We start from the raw sequence: 18,476 nt of genomic DNA on the forward strand, positions 1-18,476 counted from the left end.
TAGACTTCCATCCTGACGCCAAAAACTGGAGAAAGGTCAGCTGCAAGGCGAGCCATAACTAGGTCCCTTAGGTCGCGAGATACTTTTTCAGGGTCTCAATCAAATCCTTGAGCCGATCTGATGCGACCAACAGCACCGACTCGGAAAGATCTTCAAAGTATCGTAAATCGGTCTGAATATCCATGAGCATCTGGTTCCACTCCCTCGAAACCTTGGGGAGCATCTTCAATCGCTGCTCACAAAGAGTTCTGCGCTCGGTGGCTCGAACCAATTTCTTTCGTTCCAAACTGCAGGACATCTCCTCATCGGCTCGGCTTTTGGCCTGGCATCGCAACAGTTCTTCTCGAGCTTCGACCCAACGTTTCTCCGAGATGCGAAACTCGTTTCGCCAATAATCGGGGAGTTCCTTCTCGAGCCAAGTGCTAACTTTCTGTAATTGCGTGCGAATTTCGTCAGCCTGCTTCTGACTACCGTCTCGCAAACTCGCTATCGCAGCTTGAAAGATCTCGAGGGATTCCAGATTCTTGACGTTCGCCTCAGCCATGGCCCTTCTGGTACTCCTCGATGAGTTCCGCCTTGCGCATCAAATACGGAACATGCCGTTCACTCGATTCGATGAGTCGAGTCAATTGTTTCAACTCTTGTTCAAACTCTTGCACGAACTTCTGATGCTCTTGATCTCGCCAGGACGTTGCGAGGTGTTGCATCTGCTGCGAAAGTCTCGTAGAAGCATCCGATAGCAACCCGGAGAAGCGTTTTAGTTGCAATGCAAAATTGCGTAGCTGCTCCGGATCGACAATAGCTTGGCCCATGATTGCGCCTAATTTCCTTACTTGGATACACCGAACTGATAAGATGTGGTTTGCTCGAAGGACTGACCTGGCTTCAGCAACGTTGTTGGGAAGTTGGGTTGATTCGGAGTGTCAGGGAAGTGCTGGGTTTCGAGACAAAACGCACCGTGCTTGGGAATGTTTGCATTCGCAGAGGTGCCATCCAAAAAGTTACCGGTATAGAGTTGGATGCCTGGTTGAGTGGTCATTACCGTCATCGTACGACCCGACTTTGGTTCTACAACCTCTGCGGCCATGCGTAGCTTTCCTGGCTCGCCATCCACAACGAAGCAATGATCGTAACCATTCGTTTCAGGAAACTTGTCAATTCTCGCTCCGATAGCTGTCTTGGTTGTGAAATCCAAGTTAGTCGACTTGACAGAAGCCTTTTCCCCCGTGGGAATCATGTCGCTATCGATGGGTAGATACGAAGCACAGGCTAGCCTTAGCTCATGTTCGTAGACATTGCTAGAACCGATTCCTGCCAAGTTGTAGTAAGCATGGTTGGTTAGGTTTAAGTGGGTCGCTTTATCGGTAGTCGCCGCAAACTTGATAGTCAGTTTGTTGTCGTTGTCCCAAACGTAGTCCGCTGTAACCTCAAGGGTTCCCGGATAGCCTTCGTCACCGTCTGGGCTGGTCAATTCGAATCGCAATCCAACACTGCTCGCGTCGCTTAGTTCAGAAGCTTTCCACATCAACTTGTCAAATCCAATCTTCCCCCCGTGCAAATGGTTCGGACCGTTGTTGGTAGCCAGAGGATACTCTTTGCCATCGATTGAGAACTTGCCCTTGGCAATTCGATTACAAAATCGACCGACAGTTGCACCGAAGTATGGGTGGGACATTAGGTAGCCATCCATGCTATCGAAGCCAGCGTTAACATTCGCCCGTTTGCCATCCCTATCGGGTACATCTATCGAAACGATAATCGCACCGTAGTCGATCATCTTGACCGTATTTCCTTGGGAGTTAGTCAACGTGTAAAGGGTAACGGCATCGCCTCCTGACGTTTTTCCAAAACTCGACTTTTCTATACCCATTTTGCTATCCAATTCGTTTGCGTAACCAGGAAGAGGAACAAAGACCAAGGCTGCGAATGCTAACCGACAGATAAAATTCTTACGAGTACTTTTTTGCATGGATCTAACTCATGAGAGGAAAACATAATTCGTCATAAACGAAGCGTTACTCCCTCATTTTAGCAGAATTCAACTCCCAGATGGTAAAGTCAACCAGACCTTACCCGGAAAACTAGCTCGAGCTCTACTTCTGATTTTTACTGCTAAATTTTGTTTGAAGCCATTCTAGCACTGCTTTCTGGTCATCAACGGCCGCACGTCGTATTTGGCTTAAGAGATGATTTCGATCCGGCTTGGGAGGCCCAGCATTCGCGAGACCTTCGTTGCAGCTTGAGCATACGGCTCTAAGATTGTTTGGAGAGTCGTCGCCTCCTTTCGATTTGTCGATGATGTGCCCCATCACGAGGCGCACGGTTCGATTGGAAACGTACGGATCTGGATCGCCGGCAGCTGCCCCACACATTTGGCAGGTATATCCGTTTCGTTCCAATACCCAAGCTCGGGTTTCTTTGGAAATGTTCCGCTTAAAAGCGGGAATGCGTTTCTTCGTTTCTAAAAGATATTGATTCGGCTTCAGGTCAGCTCGATCTTTATGCGATAAAATCTGATAACCTTCTTCGTTCCGCAACTCGCGAACTCGTCTTGCCCATTCGACAACACCACCTCCTGCGGCCTGAATGTCTCTAGATTCAACCACTCTACCGACATTCGCCAGAAAAAATTCCAGGATGAGCTGTTTGGAGCTTTTAGGTCGTGACATCGACACCTCTGTCGCGTGCGCAGTCGGCATAGGTTTCGTTTAATTCGATCAATATTGCATGACGCTCCAAATTGTTCGCTACGATTCCTGTCGTACCTGACCCGCCAAATGGGTCGAGGACAGAATCGCCAGGACGAGAACCTAGGAGAATGCATCGTCGAGCGAGTTCGCGTGGGAATGCGGCCGGATGACCGTGATTGCTTGGATCGGGGCCTAATATCCAGTAATTACGAAGGTTCGCACCTGTTTCTTGCCGCACCGCTTTTGAGTCGTAGTAATAGGAAGATGATTTAGCAAACAGGAAAATTTCTTCCGTTGCATTTGTTGGACGGTTCTTCACGCTCTCGGGCATGGCTGTTTGTTTAATCCAGGTGATCTTGGACCTCAGGATCCAGCCATCAGCTTGAAGCGCAAAAGCCACTCGCCATGGGAGCCCCATCAAGTCTCGATCTTTCAATCCCCAGACATCGGGTACTTTGCAGTTGCGGCGTTGAATCAATTTTTTTGTGTTCCCGACGACGGCATTTGGTCCGCACTTTCCAGTGCCACCATTGCGTGCATAACCATCTCCGACGTTCAACCACAATGTTCCCTCTGGGTGTAGGGTTTCTCGTACCAAGCGAAAAACTTCAACGAGATTTTGAACATACTGTTCCGGAGACAGCTCTGCACCAATTTGCTTGGGATGATCGTAGTCACGAAGCCCCCAATACGGTGGAGAAGTCACACAGCATTGGATCGATTCACGTTCGATTGATGGTAGCAGCTGAGAACAATCACCAGTCAGAACTCGCAGTTTTGCATGGGATTCTAGGTTTAATTTGAGTTGAGCCATCTTTCCGCATCCTCACTCGAAAACGTTCTTGATCGATCATATCAGGTGACAATGCCATTGCCCAGTCCGTTGGTGTCGGTATCCATAGCTTGAGGATTCAGTCAGGCAAGCAGTGTGGCACTGAACTCTTTTTTGCAAGCTTCGATGACTCGGTTGATGACTTCGTCGGCTTGTGCGCTCGTCAGGGTCTCGGTAGGACTTTGCAGCTTGAGGCTGAACAGAACACGTTTCTTGTCGCCACCGTCCTTCTTTTTGTCTCGATAGATTTCCTGAAAATCGATGCCGATGCACAACGAACCAGCCGCAGCCCCAGCGATATTAGAAAGGTTCTTCCAAGTAACCGCTTCATCTACGATCATATTCAAGTCGCGAAGCACAACGGGAAACGGAACAATTGGCTGCAACTGTGGAACGCTGCGAGCATGCTCAAGCAATAATTCCAAATTCAATTCCCCCACGGCAACAGCATTGTCGAGTTTCATCGAATCTGCGATCGACTTTGCAACAACACCGATCCAGCCCAGCATCTTGCCGCCACACAGGAGCGACAAGCCAGTTCCTGGTGCTAGATAATCCCAAGCAACAACGTTTCGTTCGACTTGGGATTCTAGAAACTCTGGTCCGCACACGCGGTGAATGATCTCCTCGATAGCACCCAGCACGAGTCGAGGATCTTGCTCACCGAGTAAACCGAGATGCACTTGCTCCACCGGCCTAGAGTCATTGCTGGGAAGATAAACCCCCGACGTTTCGAACAGCCTTACGCCCCGATTCGACTGCTGCTGATTGAATAAACGGGATGCTAACAAACTCGGGATAAGAGACCGTCGCAGGAGGCTGGCCCCCTCAAGCAATGGGACCAAGGTCTTCATCGGCTCTAGATCTGTCCATGGAGAAATCGCCATGGCGGGGGACTTGCCGATCAAACTCGGTGTCATCGTTTCATCGAACCCGAATCCGCAGCAGACGTTCCGAACGGTCGACATCATCACATCCCGGGGGCGACGCGCGCTCGACACCATCGGGACCATGGCATCCTCCGGTATTTTGTCATAGCCATAGATGCGAGCGATCTCCTCTATGAGATCGATCTCACGAACCAAATCCATGCGATAACTCGGAGGGGTAACAGTGGCTGATTCAGCATCCTTTTCAGAGGTTGCTGTTGAACCAGCGGGATCAATCTGGCAGCCGAGTCTCGTTAGAATGTCGAGAGACTCGCTCCAGGGAACCTCAATGCCGAGCACGTCCCGAATACGGTTGGCTCGCAGGACAATCGATGTCGGATCTGTGGACTTGTCTCCCGTATCAACACTACCAGCCAGCAACTCACCACCCGCCAATTTCAAAATCAACTCGCAGCACCGAAGCGATGCCCACTCCAATTGCTTAGGATCCACCTTGCGTTCGTATCGATAGGACGATGGCGAGTGCAGTTTGAGTTTTCGAGCCGTTCGGCGTATCGCCATGGGAACGAAATCGGCGGTCTCTAGCAGGACATCCACGGTGCTTTCGGAAACTTCGCTATCGACTCCTCCCATAACCCCGCCTAAAGCGATCGCACGTTCCGCATCCGCAATCACTACCATCGACGGATCGAGCTGATAGGTTTTGTGATCGATGGCGACAAAGGTCTCTTTCGGATCTGCAGGGCGAACTATCACCTTGCCTCCACGAACGTTTGCTGAGTCGAACGCATGCAGCGGCTGCCCACATTCGAACATAACGTAGTTGGTCGCATCGACCACGTTATTGATGGACTTGACACCAATAGCAGCCAGGCGTCGCTGCAGCCACTCTGGGCTAGGGCCGACTTTGACTCCCTTGATGACTCGGGCAATATAGCGAGGGCAGCCATCCGCATATCGATTCTCGACCGACACGACCGAGTTAGTGGTCTTAGCAGATTCGGCAGGCTTGGGTTGTGGGATGCGTAGCTCTTGCTTGAGCAAGACAGCTGCTTCGCGTGCCACACCGACATGTCCGAGACAATCGCCTCGGTTGCTGGTGACTTCAAGGTCAATAACCGGATCGCCGCCAACAATGGAAGTGCTCTCGTGATTGAGACCGGTCATCGCCCAACGGGTCGCCATCTCCTCGTGTGCGACGGTCAAGTTGACGTAATCAGAAAGCCATTCCCAGGAAACTAACATCTTTCGAACCGATTCAATGAAACACAGGGGGAGTTGGTTATTTGGGGGAGCCAGCCTAGCAATGCTCGCCCCCGATTGATTTTAGATTGCTTACTGCGCGAACTGCCTCAGGAAGCGTACATCGCTGCGGTACAGATCGCGAATGTCTATGATTCCGTATCGACGCATACAGAGCCGCTCGACTCCTAAGCCGAATGCGAAACCGCTCCATTGCTCCGAATCAATGTTGAGATGCTGAAACACGTTCGGGTCGACCATGCCCGCCCCACCGAACTCAATCCATTGTCCATTCCACCAGTAGTCTACCTCGACGCTGGGCTCCGTGAACGGGAAAAAGGATGGTCTAAAGCGAACGTTCACATCGCCACCAAGATAACTGGTTGCGAACAAACGCAAAACGCTTTTCAGTTGCGCCATGGTAACGTTGCGATCGACCCAAAGACCTTCCATTTGATGGAACATCGGAAAGTGAGTCGCGTCGGGCGCGTCGGGACGATAAACTCTCCCGAGAGATATGATACGCAGCGGTAGCGGTTGCGATTCCATAACACGGATCTGCACCGTACTCGTCTGACTCCTCAACAGCATCGCATCTCGATCTTGAGGATTACCTGCTGCGGCTTTGGCTGTAGCTAAATAGAAATTGTCGAGTGGGTCCCGGGCAGGATGGTCTTCTGGGATATTGAGTGCAACGAAGTTATGCCAAGTGTCCTCAATCTCTGGCCCCTCGGTGGCAGTAAAACCGAGCCGCCCCATGATCTCTTTGAGATGCTCTATCGTCTGCGTGATGGGATGCAGTTGTCCCAACCTAGGACGGAGTCCTGGCAAGGTCGCGTCAGGCAATGCCTCCAATTTGGCAATCGCCCCTCCACCCAGTCTGGCTGTCGCCTCGTCGAGCAACGCCTGAATAACATCCCGAACTTCGTTGAATCGCTTGCCGGCTGCCGGCTTTTCTGAGTTCTCGACGGTACCAAGTAACTTTTGCACTGATTTGAGTGCACCGTTCTTTGCCCCGACAAACTTAACCCGCAAAGCCTCCAACGCGTCGTTGGATTCGACAGAAGCGAGACTATCACGAGCCTCGCTGGCGAGCTCATCGAGTGAGTTCAGGAAGTTTTGAAGCGACATGGCTTAGGATCGATGTGACGTGGGAGACGTTGGGATTGCGGATGAATGGGACCGACAAACGCCGATCCGAAAAGGGGTCAGACCCTTTGAAGGCGAGTCGATTTCATTGTTCTTTTGGCATCGCCGGAGAGGGTAAGCCCCTTTTTCGGATCGGCCAAAGTCTTAAAACAAAAACGGCCCTATCAAATAGGGCCGTTACAAAGTTCTCGCTGTACTGAATTGGTTGATTCCAACTAGCTCAGACCGAGGGCTGTCTTGGCCGCAGCAGCGACCACAGCAAAGCCGGCTGGATCGTTGACCGCCATTTCGGCGAGTTGCTTTCGGTCAATTTCGACCTGTGCCTTGATCAAACCATCGATAAACTGGCTGTAGCGCAGACCGTTCATACGAGCCGCTGCATTAACCCGAATGATCCAAAGCCGTCGGAAGTCACGTCGCTTGCGGCGTCGGTCGCGATAAGCGAAACAACCTGCCCGAACCAAGTTTTCCTTGGCGGTCCTGTAAAGTTTTCTACGTCCTCCAACGTACCCCTCGGCACGCTGAAATAGTCGGCGTTTCGCCTGACGGCGTGCCGAACCCTTTCTCGTTCGCATTTTCTTGGCAACCTTCTGTTGCTATCAGTGTTTCAGGTCGGTGCGGATTGTGGGAGGAAAAACCTCGCCTAGGCTGGCCCGAAATGACGCCAACCGCACCAGTTAGTACCCAAACACGTGGTAATTTTGGGGGCCTATCCAACAAAAACGATACTAGTAGCTGTACTTGCCCAAAGCATCGTGAACTGCACGCTCGAAGTTATGTTCGAGCACGCGTGTGCCTCGCAATTGGCGAATTTTCTTCGCTGGCTTGCTGATTGCCAAGTGGCTGGTGCCCGCTTTGCGGTGCTTCACCTTGCCATTAGCAGTGATTCTCATCCGTTTTTTGGTCGATTTGTGGGTTTTTTGTTTAGTCATAATTCCATGATCTTTCGGATTTTTGAGGGTCAAGAGTTTAACGACACGCCGAAATTCGTCCAAGTGTAAATTGAGGCTAAATTGACAGGTATTTCGTGACTTTCGGCCAGTCTGCCCCCCTGGAGTAGCTGGTTTTCGGAATATTCCGGGCGGAATTCGCGATATTTGAGCGAAACAGCCGTGTTGATTTGAGGGGGGGCATCTCCTACCATGCACTATCGATTGGAAGCAATAGCCTCCTCAAAACAGCTTAATTTTTGCCCTACCATCAAACCGGGATTCCCCAATGCGAACAAGAGCAAACCACGGAGTAACAAATATGTCGAGACTGATGCTTAGCGGATTGCTCATCACGGGAACCGTCTTTTCTACGCAACTCACCTCTTCCCAGCAAGCACAGTCCCAGCAGCCAACTCAAATTCCACGAGTCGCCAACGTGGACGAGCCTCCCCCAGAAACATCGACGATTGTCCGTACCGTTCGTGCTCTCGTTGAACGAGAACACATATCGCATCCCAAATTCGACGACGAAATGTCGTACCGAGGCTTTGACATTTTTCTAAGAAATGTCGATCCTCTCAAGTCCTATTTGCTGCAGTCAGACATCGACGAGTTCATGATCTACCGCGACAAACTCGACGATTTGATCAAGGTGAACGACATCCGATTCGCTTACGTGGTGTACAAGCGTTATCTGAAGCGGATGGAAGAGGTGATGCCTTATATCCATCAACAGATCGATGCGGAACACGATTTCACCGCTGAAGAATACATGACTGCAGATGCGAAAGAACTTCCTTGGGCATCCAACGAGGCTGAACTGAAGGATCGTATCCGCAGGAGAATTAAGCTCGAGATCCTATCCCTCCGAGCAGACAAGAAATCGGAAGAAGAAGTCAAGTCAACGCTCCACAAGCGTTACAAAACGATCCAAAACATGAAGACCCAGATGGACGTCGATGAACTTTTGGAGCTATACCTCACCAGCCTCACCAGTTCGCTCGATCCACACACGACTTATATGTCTCCCCGAGAGCAGGACGACTTTGATGTCCATCTCAAGCTTAAATTCTTCGGCATCGGAGCAACCTTGCGTCCAGATGGCGGCCAGACCGTCGTGGAGAACGTTGTACCAGGAGGAGCTGCCGATAAAGACGGTCGGCTCAAGCCAGGAGATTGGATCGTGGGCGTTTCTCAAGAAGAGGATGCTACGGTCGTCGAAACGATCGATATGAAATTGCAGGATGTCGTCGCCATGATCCGCGGCCCGAAAGGGACCAAGGTCAATCTGCATGTTAAAATCGGCGGCACGGGTGATACCAAGATCTATCAAATCACCCGCGACATCGTTAACCTCGAGGAGGATGCCGCGCGAGCAGAGATTGTCGAGCACGGAGAAAAACCAGACGGCAGCAAGTACAAGATCGGCTTTATCAATCTGCCGAGCTTCTACCTAGATATGGAAGGGGCACGTCGGGGGGCTGCGAACTTCCGCAGTACCCACCGCGATATCGCCAAGATCATCGAAGACTTCAAGTCCAAGGGGGTTGAAGCCATCGTTCTAGATCTGTCCCGAAACGGTGGAGGCTCTCTCCAAGAGGCTATCGCGACTACTGGTTTGTTCATCGAAAAGGGACCTGTTGTGCAGGTCAAAACTCCATCTGGACGAGTCGAGTCGCTAGATGACGACGAGCCATCTATCGTTTGGACTGGGCCACTCGTTGTGAAGAACAGCAAGATGAGTGCGAGTGCCAGCGAAATCTTTGCTGGAGCGATACAAAACTATTCGCGTGGGCTGATCGTCGGTGACCCGAATTCGCACGGCAAAGGAACAGTGCAAACACTGTTGGACCTAGCTCAAACCGTTGGCTCGAAGCGTTCGCTGGGAGGCCTAAAGCTGACCATCCAGCAATTCTATTTGCCAGATGGCCGCTCGACCCAATTGGAAGGTGTCTCCTCCGATGTAGTACTCCCCTCCATAACAGCAAAGCTTGACATCTCTGAGTCGGATCTGGACTACCCCATCCCTGAAGGCAAGGTCCGCGCACAGCCACACAAAGATTACAAGATGGTTGATGCGGCGATCAAAGCCGAACTGCAAAGCCGCGCTAACGAACGGATCTCCAATAACTCAGAATTCGGCAAGCTGCTGGATCGAATCGCCACCTATGTTCGGCAAAAAGCGGAAAAGCAAATTCCGCTCAACGAAGAAGCCTACATGGCAAGACGCAAAGAATTCAACTCCGAGAAGGAAGAGGAAGACGAGCTCATGCCACGCTCTCGCGAGCGATCGAAAGTTTTCAAGGATGACTTCTACAATCGTGAAGTTCTCAATATCACAGCTGACTACATCGAAATGCTTCGACAATCCAACAAGATCGTCGCCAAGTAGTGGCAGCCTGTACTTGGGTATAATTCTGACTCAATAGATCAGTGTGGCACGCTTTGAGCAACGAAGGGGCGTGCCACCCCTTCGTTCGTTAGGATATGCCATTCTGCTCCCCAGGTCGTTTCCCATTGTTGCGTCAGGCTACCCAGCGCCCCTGCCAAGTCATTCTTTAGTATTGCCGTTTTCGGTTTGCGCACACACTGGTTGCGATGTTTGATTCGCACCGAGAATACTCAGATTCAGATTGCCTCCTCGGAAGAGCATTTCGTTCAAGGCATTGTCGATGTCGTCTCTTAGGATTTTCGTGGCGGTCGTGTCTCGCTCCATGGAAAACTGCGTTGTACGACGCATCAGCTATTTGATAAAAGCCGCGCTCACGCCTTGTGTCCGAGTAACCAACTCGTCCATGCTTTCAGTCTCAAGTCCAACATTCGGAGCATTGAGCTCTATTAACTTGCGGCGTCCCGCTTGGTCGGGGACCGGAAACTCAATCGCTTGATCGATGCGACCGGGTCTAGAAGCAAGAGCCGCTTCGAGAGCTTCGGGGCGATTCGTGGTAAGGATAAACAAGATATCTGCGGCTTCCTTTAGCCCATCCATTTCGTTGAGAAGTTTGTTCAGCAAAACTTTCGATAGGACTCTGCCTGCGAAACAGCTTGCTCGAGCTTGGAAAAAAATGCCTGCGCGAGTTCGTTACCATGTACGTTGTTTGTAATACCGAATTGGATCTGCATGCCAGGAGCAGGAGGATTGGGTCGCGCGGTGACGGCTAGTGTGGAGAGATCCAGCGTTGGGCGATGCCCGTGCAGATAAACAATTCGGTCCGGTGGGTTGGGTGGAAGTTGACCTATCGATGGAGCCGTTTTATGACAAAATGCTACGAAAGACTTAACTGGATTAGCTTGCCCCAAGCGATGAATACGGATTTGTTTCATGACAATCGAAAAAATGCTTGCCGAATTGAACGTCGCACAAAGGGATGCCGCGACGATGCCGTGCGAGCATGCCATGATCATTGCCGGTGCTGGTTGCGGCAAAACGAAGACGATTATTTCCCGGGCTGCCTACTTGATTCACCAGGGCGTGCCGCCGCAACGGATTCAAATTCTGACGTTTACGCGGCGATCGGCATCTGAGATCGTTCACCGTGTTCGCTCCCACCTCGGAGATGCTGCTAACGGATTACAAGCCTCGACGTTTCACAGTTGGTGCATGAACTTGATCCGGATGGCCCCCGCGACTTTTGGATGTGCCTCTCATAGCGTAATCGATCGCGAAGACCAGCTTCAAATCTTCAAACTCTCCCGTGGTAAAGCCAAAGAGTCCCAACTGCCACGCGCCGCCGAGCTATGCGATCTGTATTCCTACGCTCGCAATACCAAGCGATCATTAAGCGCTGCTATCGCCAAACTAAACCCCGAGCTGGAGTCTCAAAAAGACAAAATCGCAGAAGCGATGAAAACCTATGAGACCAAGAAGCGAGAACGACGCTATCTGGACTATGACGACATTCTGGATGTGGTCGCCCAGAGGATGCAGAATTCGCCTGAGACCCGTGATTGGGTCGCCCATAATTTTGAACATATTTTGGTTGACGAGATGCAGGATACCAATCCACTGCAATGGGAGTTGTTATCCCCACTAAAGGAAAAATCCATTCTGTTTTGTGTCGGTGATGATGCGCAATCTATCTATGGTTTTCGCGGTGCCGATTTCAAGAATGTGCATAGCTTCCAAGAGCGAGTTCCCGGCGCACACATTCTAAAGCTGGAACAGAATTATCGTTCTAAGCAAGAGATTCTTGATGTATCCAATTGGCTTATTGGCAGGAGCCCACTCAAGTACGATAAGAAGCTTGTGGCGGTGCGTGGCAAAGGCAGTAAGCCGCTGCTCGCAAACTTTACCAGCGAATGGGACGAAGCGTCATGGGTCAGTGAAGATCTCATCGAACGACACGAAGCGGGGGCCGAGTGGCGAGATCATATGATATTGGTGCGATCTGGCTTCTCGGGTCGAACCATTGAGGCCAGCTTGCTGAAGCAAGAGATTCCCTACATCTTCATCGGCGGACAGAAATTGCTGGAATCCGCACACATTCGGGATGTTATGTCGATGCTGCGAATCGTGGCGAACCCAACGGATGAGCTAGCGTGGATCCGCTACTTGATGCTTTGGCCTGGGGTCGGAGAACGGACCGCGACTACCATAGTTCAGAAGCTAGCTGGAATCTTTGAGATCGATGGATGCCTTGAGTTACTGAAATCGGAGTCAAAGTTGAGCAATACGACACGCGAGTTACTGGAGATCGTTCATCAGTACCAAAACGATGTCGAGCGAGCCTTTGAGAAAGCCGTCAAAGGGCTGACTCCGTTGCTTGAGGAAAAGTTTAAGACACAGGACTGGGATAAGCGGAAACGAGATTTCGTGTTGGTCGAGAAACTCGCGTCGCATCATACAACGATTCTTGGCTTCATCGAGGAATACATGCTCGATCCTATCTACGCAAGTGAGCTCGAAGAGTCGAACTCAAACGATCGAGTTACCATTATCACGGTGCATAGCGCCAAGGGGACTGAGGCACCCGTGTGCTACATCGTGGATGCATCTCCAGGAGCATACCCTAGTACCAGATCGCTCGGCAGCGAAGATGAAATCGAAGAGGAAAGGCGGGTCCTTTATGTGGCCTTAACCCGAGCCAAGGATGAGATGATCATCACGCGGAGGAGCGATTCCACATGGGCTCGTCGCGGGTTTGGGAGCAGAGATACGACAGAAAGCTATTTCTTTAATAACTTACCCTCGAAGCTGGTCGATGAAACGCTTCGAAGGCGAGACCGCCCGTTTCACAGTCCACCTCCACCACCTGGCGACGATCCGTTTTTCGTCGGTATAGATTTCGGCTAGGCGATTTTCCAGCCCATAACAGACCGATTCAGGCGATTCGCATACCACAAAGCTCGTTAGCTTGGTACACTCAAAGGGTTTGTTGCCCTGTGGTGTGGTGGCCTGATGGGCTGAGTTGCGACTAGATGAATGGTGGTGGTTATGAATTACGACAGGCAAAGCTTTTCTACCGAGCAATCCAGTCTAATGGAGGCGATGGGGTGGCACTTGAAAAGGTGGAAAACAAACGGTGCCATGGCAGTTGCCGTCGTTCTGTTCGGTGCGTGTTGCGGAGTCTACGTCTCGGGCCAAGAAATCAGCAAGACTATCTCCACTGACTTAGATCACGACAACACGACAGCGATTCCCCTCACACTCCATTCGCTTCTAAAAAGAGAATGCTACGACTGCCACGGGGACAATTCTCCCGAAGGCAATCTCTCCCTAACACAACTTTCAGAACAAGAGTTCGGTGAGCCTCAACGTCAGATTTGGTGGAAGGTTCTCAACAATGTTCGCGCCGGCACGATGCCTCCTCCGGATGCAGGCTCCGAGATCACAGATACCGAGCGAGTCGAGCTAGCGAACTGGATCAAGTTTGATGTGTTTCAGATCAATCCCGCCGACCCTGATCCCGGCAAAGTGACGATCCGAAGATTGAATCGAACGGAATACACCAACACGATTCGTGACTTGATGGGGATCGATTTTAACGCAGATGTTGTCTTCCCACCGGATGATACCGGTTTCGGATTTGACAACATCGGTGATGCTCTGAGTTTGTCACCGATGCTCGTGGAGAAGTACTTGGCCGCAGCGACTGAAATTGTTGACAAAGCCGTCCCCAAGGTGCGTCGCCAGATACCAGCGATTAATCTCTCGGGGCGAGATTTTGAAAATAACTCGGGTTGGAACCTCAAGTTTGATCGCTCTGGTAAGAACCAAGTAAAAATCGATCGGCACGGTGAATATACAGTCAAAATCAAATTGCGAACGCACGGGACTTTTGAGTTTACGCCGCAACGCGGTGATTTGGTGGTCAAGATAGATGATTCCGTCGTTCACACAGGTAACTATGGTTGGGATGAATCCAAGGTGCATTGGCTGGAGTTTCCGAGGGACTGGCAAGAAGGGGAGCACTCCATTGAATTTGTACTAACGACAGTACCGCTCGCCGACGGTCAAGAAATACCTAATAATTTTTCAGCAAGTCTCAGCATCGACTCCGTAATTGTCGAGGGGCCCTCGGATCGTTCTGCATGGAATGTCCCAAACAACTATCGTCGCTTCTTTCCGCTAGATGATCCACCATCCGATCCGAAAGAACGACATGCATATATAGTCCGAGTACTAGATGACTTTACAACGAAAGCTTTTCGTCGTCCCGCCGATACAGCGACGCTTGATAAGTTAGTCTCAATCGCAGAGCGACTGATGGATCCGAGCGGAGAGAACTTTGAACAAGCCGTTGCACAGGCGATGGTTCCGGTGTTGGCTTCGTCACGGTTCTTATTCAAGACCGAGGGGATCGAGCTTTCCCAGACCGACAGTTCTTATTACGCGAGGCTCGACGAGTATGCTTTGGCCTCTCGGCTATCGTACTTTCTCTGGTCCTCGATGCCGGATGAGGAATTGTTTAGACTTGCGAGTCGCCAGGAATTACGAGCTAATCTCGCCCAACAGTTCGAACGGATGTTGCGAGATCCCAAATCCAAGGCGTTGGTTACCAATTTCGTGGGACAGTGGCTACGAACGCGCGATGTCGAAAAAGTTTCCATCGATGCCTTGGCTGCTCTCGGACTACAAAAAGAGTTCGATGAGTTACGGTCTTCCTTCTTTGGGAGACGTCGCCCTCGTTCCGATTCCGAACGCAATGCGGAGGATCCGGAGACCAAGCAACGCCGCGAGCGATTTCAGGAGATTGTAGCCAAACGCGATATGTTGGATGGCAAACTAAAAACATCCATGAAGCAAGAAACCGAGATGCTATTCGCTCACATTGTGAAGGAGAATCGCAGCATCAGGGAGATTGTTGACCCAGGCTACACCTTTCTCAACCAGAAACTGGTGGAGTACTACGGGCTTGGGGACTTGCCAGGGATGTCGGACATTCGGGGTGAGGAGATGCGAAGGGTGGAACTGCCCGCCGACAGTTGGCGGGGGGGTGTGCTGACTCAAGGCTCTATGCATTTAATCACATCGAATCCGACCCGTACCTCCCCGGTAAAAAGAGGTTTATTCGTTTTGGAGAACCTATTGGGCACTCCGACACCTCCAGCTCCACCGAATGTTCCTGAATTGGAGGATTCGGCGAATCGTTTTGGGGATCGGGAGCCTAGCCTGCGGGAACTGCTTGCGGTTCACAGGGAGTCGGCGTTGTGCGCGTCTTGCCATGCCAGAATGGACCCGTTGGGATTGGCGCTGGAGAACTACAACGCTCTAGCCATGTTCCGAACGGTCGAAGCGGAACAACCCATCGATTCGGCCGGGCAGTTGGTTACGGGAGAGGAGTTTCAGGATGTCAGAGATTTGAGACGGATTATTGCGAATGAGCGACGCCACGATCTTTACCGCTGTTTAACCGAAAAAATGTTGGTGTACGCCTTAGGACGTGGGCTCGACTATTCCGATGAACATATCATCGATGAAATTGTTGCCAAGCTGGATGAGAACGACGGCGCGATTCACGTGTTACTAAAGTCGATAGTCGAATCCAATGCATTTCAGCGACAGAGAGTCGCGAAACCGAAAACTTTAACCTCTCGGTCAGGAGACTTGCCATGACATTTTCGCAATCCTACCAGTTTCGCAAAGAGTTGATGAGCCGACGTCGCATGCTTCGCGGCTTGGGAGTCGCGTTGGCTCTACCTGCTCTGGAATCGGTTCCCTCGCAAGTGGTCGCGTCGGGGGCCAGCAACTCTGCCGCCACGACCGCGACTGGGGCTCCGCTTCGCATGGCGTTTATGTCCATACCTAACGGGGTGCAGCAAAAGCATTGGTTCCCAACCAGCAATGGAGGAAGTCTTGAATTGAATTCGACCATGCAGCCTTTAGAGTCGATCAAGTCGGAGATTCAGGTGATTGGTGGTCTCAAGCACGACAATGCAACAGCGGGTGCGGATGGAGCAGGCGATCACGCGCGAGCGAGCGCTACGTTCCTTACGGGTGCGAGAGCCAGAAAAACAGCTGGCAAGGATATCTTTGTTGGCATGTCGATCGACCAAAGAGCAGCCCACGCGATCGGGCAAGTGACCCGTTATTCGTCGCTCGAGTTGAGTTGCGAACCTGCGAGAAACTCCGGTGCTTGCGATTCTGGGTACGCATGTGCCTATCAGTACAATCTCGCTTGGAGTTCCCCGACTACGCCAGTCACTCCGGAGGCGAATCCCAAGTTGGTCTTCGAACGCTTGTGGGGGGCAGGCCCCAAAGAGGACCGGGCTAAGAACTATGCGATGCGCAACGAAACGCAAAAATCCATTTTGGATTTTGTGATTGAAGACGCCGCTCGGATTCAGAACGAACTGAGTGCAACGGATCGTCGAAAGCTTGACGAGTATATGGGGGGCGTGCGCGATATCGAGAATCGCATTCAATCGGCTGATCAGTTCGGGCACGTTCCCAATCCTGATCTGGATACACCGCCAGGGATTCCGGCTGCTTTTAGCGATCATATCGATCTCATGTTCGACATTCTCGCGCTGGCGTTTCAGACCGACACCACGCGGATTGCCACGTTGTTGTTAGCCTATGATGGCAGCAACCGAGTCTTCCCAGAATTGGGAATTGCCGAGGGTCATCATCACTTGACGCACAATCAATTCAAAGAGGAACTAGCGATTAAGGTAGCGGCTATCGATCAGTTTTACGTAGCACGATGGGCACGATTCTTGAATCAGTTGAACGAGATGAAAGATATCGACGGGAACTCGATCTTGCACAATTCGATGATCGTATTCGGTGGCGCCATAGCGGACGGTAACCGACACAGCCACGACAATCTGCCTGTGATTTTGGCAGGCAGAGGGGGTGGGGCTTGGGAGACTGGTCGCTATCTCAAGGCAGCCGATCAGCCCATGTCGAATCTGTTCGTATCGATGCTGAATCGCTACGGAGTCGAAGATAAATCGTTCGGAGATTCCACCGGACCGCTGGTCGAGTTGACCTAATAATTGTTCAACTGAAGACTCGAGCATGACGAATCAAGATCCGGCAATTCACCTGGACGCCCCAGGTAGAAGCCTTGAAAGAGATCGATGCCAAGATCTTTCATCAAGTTGAATTCTTGCTCGGTTTCGATACCCTCGGCCAAGATGAGTTGATTGCAGTCGCGTGCAATCTGAATAAGCCCGCGTATCACCGCAGTAAAGTTCTTCAATGTGGCTGCTTTGGAGACCAATTCTCGGTCCAGTTTAATTAGGTCCGGCGAGAGGCTTGCCAAGAGGCTCAAACCTGACGAACCAGCCCCTAAGTCGTCGAGAGCTGTCAAGAACCCCGCTTCTCGATAGTAATCCAAGATGCGACTGAGATGGTCGCGGTCTTTGACTTCTTCACTTTCAACCACCTCGAATACGATATTGCTAGGGTCTAGCCCCTCCTCTTTCACGACTCTTAGAGTGCTGCGTAGGCAAAAAACGGGCTCATAAATAGCCGTCGGCATAAAATTGATAAGGATCCGTTTGTCGCTAGGAACTTTTTTGGCTGCGTTCCGTAAATGCGTTTCGCGACAGACTCGATCGAGCATGGATAAAAGGTTTTCTTGTCGAGCCCAGTCCAAAAGTTGAGCTGGAGACAACGGCTTACCGTCGGCATCTTTTGCCCTCATTAGGCACTCATATCCCCAGACCGTTTTTCCATCCCGTTCAAAGACCGGTTGGAAGTGGGAATAGATGCGATCTCCCTTAAGTATTTCTAAGAGTGGTGAGGACGTTCTTGCAGCAAATTCCGTCAGCTTGATCAGTTCTCGTTCGCACGAAGATTGGCTTGTTTTGGTCGAGCAACAACCCGCTTCAAAACCGCCATCCCAACAGCATTCGATGTGCTCAAGAAAATCGTCGGACAGGAAGGCTGCCAGGAAATGAGCAATATCCTCGGGGGTCCTGTACGAGGAGTTGCCCCCTACCTCAACCGACCATACGCGATCATCCCGTTGGGACCAAAACGGTAGTTGAGACAAATCCTCGCTAAGTGTTTTGTCGGCTGAGTTCAATGCCAAACGGACTTGACGAGTACCGGATACGCACGCACAACCCATTTGCAATAGTCTCTGTTCGGGAAAAGATTCGATTTGATCTAAGGACACAGATTATTAGGGCACAATCCAGCAATTGTCGAATGTTACAAAACTGATATTTCACCTTTGCAACCACACCTTTTCCGTGGTTGTGGGTTTTGACGATCATTCCGGCAACGAGCCGCATTTACGTTGAATTTAGCAATGGCGATCGCCGTGCGGTGACGGGGGATGCGAAG

Annotated in this window: 17 protein-coding genes; 4 read left to right on the top strand and 13 right to left on the bottom strand. The window is 51.2% G+C overall.

Going from position 1 to position 18,476, the window contains the following annotated elements; translation table 11 throughout:
* Positions 1-67: 67 nt before the first annotated feature.
* The 9 genes from SH449x_RS07135 to rpmI all read right to left on the bottom strand — a co-directional run bounded on the left by SH449x_RS07135 (position 68) and on the right by rpmI (position 7,735).
* Positions 68-544 carry a hypothetical protein gene (locus tag SH449x_RS07135; protein ID WP_482380639.1) on the bottom strand — a complete coding sequence of 159 codons (477 nt, stop codon included), beginning with the start codon at positions 542-544 and terminating at the stop codon, positions 68-70.
* Positions 537-812, bottom strand: coding sequence for a WXG100 family type VII secretion target (locus tag SH449x_RS07140; protein ID WP_482380640.1), 276 nt, complete (start codon positions 810-812; stop codon positions 537-539). The genes SH449x_RS07135 and SH449x_RS07140 overlap by 8 nt, the downstream gene beginning before the upstream one ends.
* Before the next feature lie 17 nt (positions 813-829).
* Positions 830-1,969, bottom strand: a complete 1,140-nt coding sequence (locus SH449x_RS07145; RefSeq protein WP_482380641.1) for an aldose epimerase family protein — start codon at positions 1,967-1,969, stop codon at positions 830-832.
* 124 nt (positions 1,970-2,093) lie between these two features.
* Positions 2,094-2,669 carry an HNH endonuclease gene (locus SH449x_RS07150; RefSeq protein WP_482380642.1) on the bottom strand — a complete coding sequence of 192 codons (576 nt, stop codon included), beginning with the start codon at positions 2,667-2,669 and terminating at the stop codon, positions 2,094-2,096.
* Complete coding sequence (locus SH449x_RS07155) at positions 2,656-3,504, bottom strand: DNA-methyltransferase (protein WP_482380643.1); 849 nt, start codon at positions 3,502-3,504, stop codon at positions 2,656-2,658. Before SH449x_RS07155 ends, SH449x_RS07150 begins: the two co-directional genes overlap by 14 nt.
* Positions 3,505-3,605: 101 nt before the next feature.
* Entirely contained in the window at positions 3,606-5,657 is a 2,052-nt protein-coding gene (gene pheT, locus SH449x_RS07160) for a phenylalanine--tRNA ligase subunit beta (RefSeq protein WP_482380644.1), read from the bottom strand.
* Between the two features lie 90 nt (positions 5,658-5,747).
* Positions 5,748-6,785, bottom strand: a complete 1,038-nt coding sequence (gene pheS / locus SH449x_RS07165; protein ID WP_482380645.1) for a phenylalanine--tRNA ligase subunit alpha — start codon at positions 6,783-6,785, stop codon at positions 5,748-5,750.
* A gap of 233 nt (positions 6,786-7,018) precedes the next feature.
* Positions 7,019-7,378 (bottom strand): 50S ribosomal protein L20, encoded by a 360-nt coding sequence (gene rplT, locus SH449x_RS07170; RefSeq protein WP_482380646.1) that lies wholly within the window; start codon positions 7,376-7,378, stop codon positions 7,019-7,021.
* 153 nt (positions 7,379-7,531) lie between these two features.
* Complete coding sequence (gene rpmI / locus SH449x_RS07175) at positions 7,532-7,735, bottom strand: 50S ribosomal protein L35 (protein WP_482380647.1); 204 nt, start codon at positions 7,733-7,735, stop codon at positions 7,532-7,534.
* 319 nt (positions 7,736-8,054) lie between these two features.
* Here rpmI and SH449x_RS07180 point away from each other — a divergent pair, with 319 nt between their 5' ends.
* Positions 8,055-10,127 (top strand): carboxy terminal-processing peptidase, encoded by a 2,073-nt coding sequence (locus SH449x_RS07180; RefSeq protein WP_482380648.1) that lies wholly within the window; start codon positions 8,055-8,057, stop codon positions 10,125-10,127.
* Positions 10,128-10,286: 159 nt separating this feature from the next.
* Here SH449x_RS07180 and SH449x_RS07185 read toward each other — a convergent pair whose 3' ends face one another.
* Genes SH449x_RS07185 through SH449x_RS07195 form a run of 3 tightly spaced genes read right to left on the bottom strand, consistent with a single transcriptional unit; the run spans position 10,287 to position 11,059 of the window.
* Entirely contained in the window at positions 10,287-10,475 is a 189-nt protein-coding gene (locus SH449x_RS07185; protein ID WP_482380649.1) for a hypothetical protein, read from the bottom strand.
* 3 nt (positions 10,476-10,478) lie between these two features.
* A complete protein-coding gene (locus SH449x_RS07190) occupies positions 10,479-10,748 on the bottom strand; it encodes an AAA family ATPase (protein WP_482380650.1) in 270 nt (89 codons plus the stop codon).
* Positions 10,742-11,059, bottom strand: a complete 318-nt coding sequence (locus tag SH449x_RS07195; protein ID WP_482380651.1) for a hypothetical protein — start codon at positions 11,057-11,059, stop codon at positions 10,742-10,744. The genes SH449x_RS07190 and SH449x_RS07195 overlap by 7 nt, the downstream gene beginning before the upstream one ends.
* On the opposite strand from SH449x_RS07195, the gene SH449x_RS07200 reads away from it, so the two are divergent.
* The 3 genes from SH449x_RS07200 to SH449x_RS07210 all read left to right on the top strand — a co-directional run bounded on the left by SH449x_RS07200 (position 11,058) and on the right by SH449x_RS07210 (position 17,173).
* Positions 11,058-13,028, top strand: a complete 1,971-nt coding sequence (locus tag SH449x_RS07200; RefSeq protein WP_482380652.1) for an ATP-dependent helicase — start codon at positions 11,058-11,060, stop codon at positions 13,026-13,028. The genes SH449x_RS07195 and SH449x_RS07200 overlap by 2 nt on opposite strands.
* Positions 13,029-13,169: 141 nt before the next feature.
* Positions 13,170-15,791 (top strand): DUF1592 domain-containing protein, encoded by a 2,622-nt coding sequence (locus tag SH449x_RS07205; RefSeq protein WP_482380653.1) that lies wholly within the window; start codon positions 13,170-13,172, stop codon positions 15,789-15,791.
* Positions 15,788-17,173: a DUF1552 domain-containing protein gene (locus tag SH449x_RS07210; protein WP_482380654.1), complete on the top strand. Its 1,386-nt coding sequence runs from the start codon at positions 15,788-15,790 to the stop codon at positions 17,171-17,173. Before SH449x_RS07205 ends, SH449x_RS07210 begins: the two co-directional genes overlap by 4 nt.
* Here the strand turns inward: SH449x_RS07210 and SH449x_RS07215 are convergent.
* Complete coding sequence (locus tag SH449x_RS07215; protein ID WP_482380655.1) at positions 17,170-18,258, bottom strand: EAL domain-containing protein; 1,089 nt, start codon at positions 18,256-18,258, stop codon at positions 17,170-17,172. The genes SH449x_RS07210 and SH449x_RS07215 overlap by 4 nt on opposite strands.
* Positions 18,259-18,476 lie beyond the last annotated feature (218 nt).

This window comes from Brakhagea baltica, from assembly GCF_052161605.1.
Taxonomy (GTDB): Bacteria; Planctomycetota; Planctomycetia; order Pirellulales; family Pirellulaceae; genus JBKCUI01.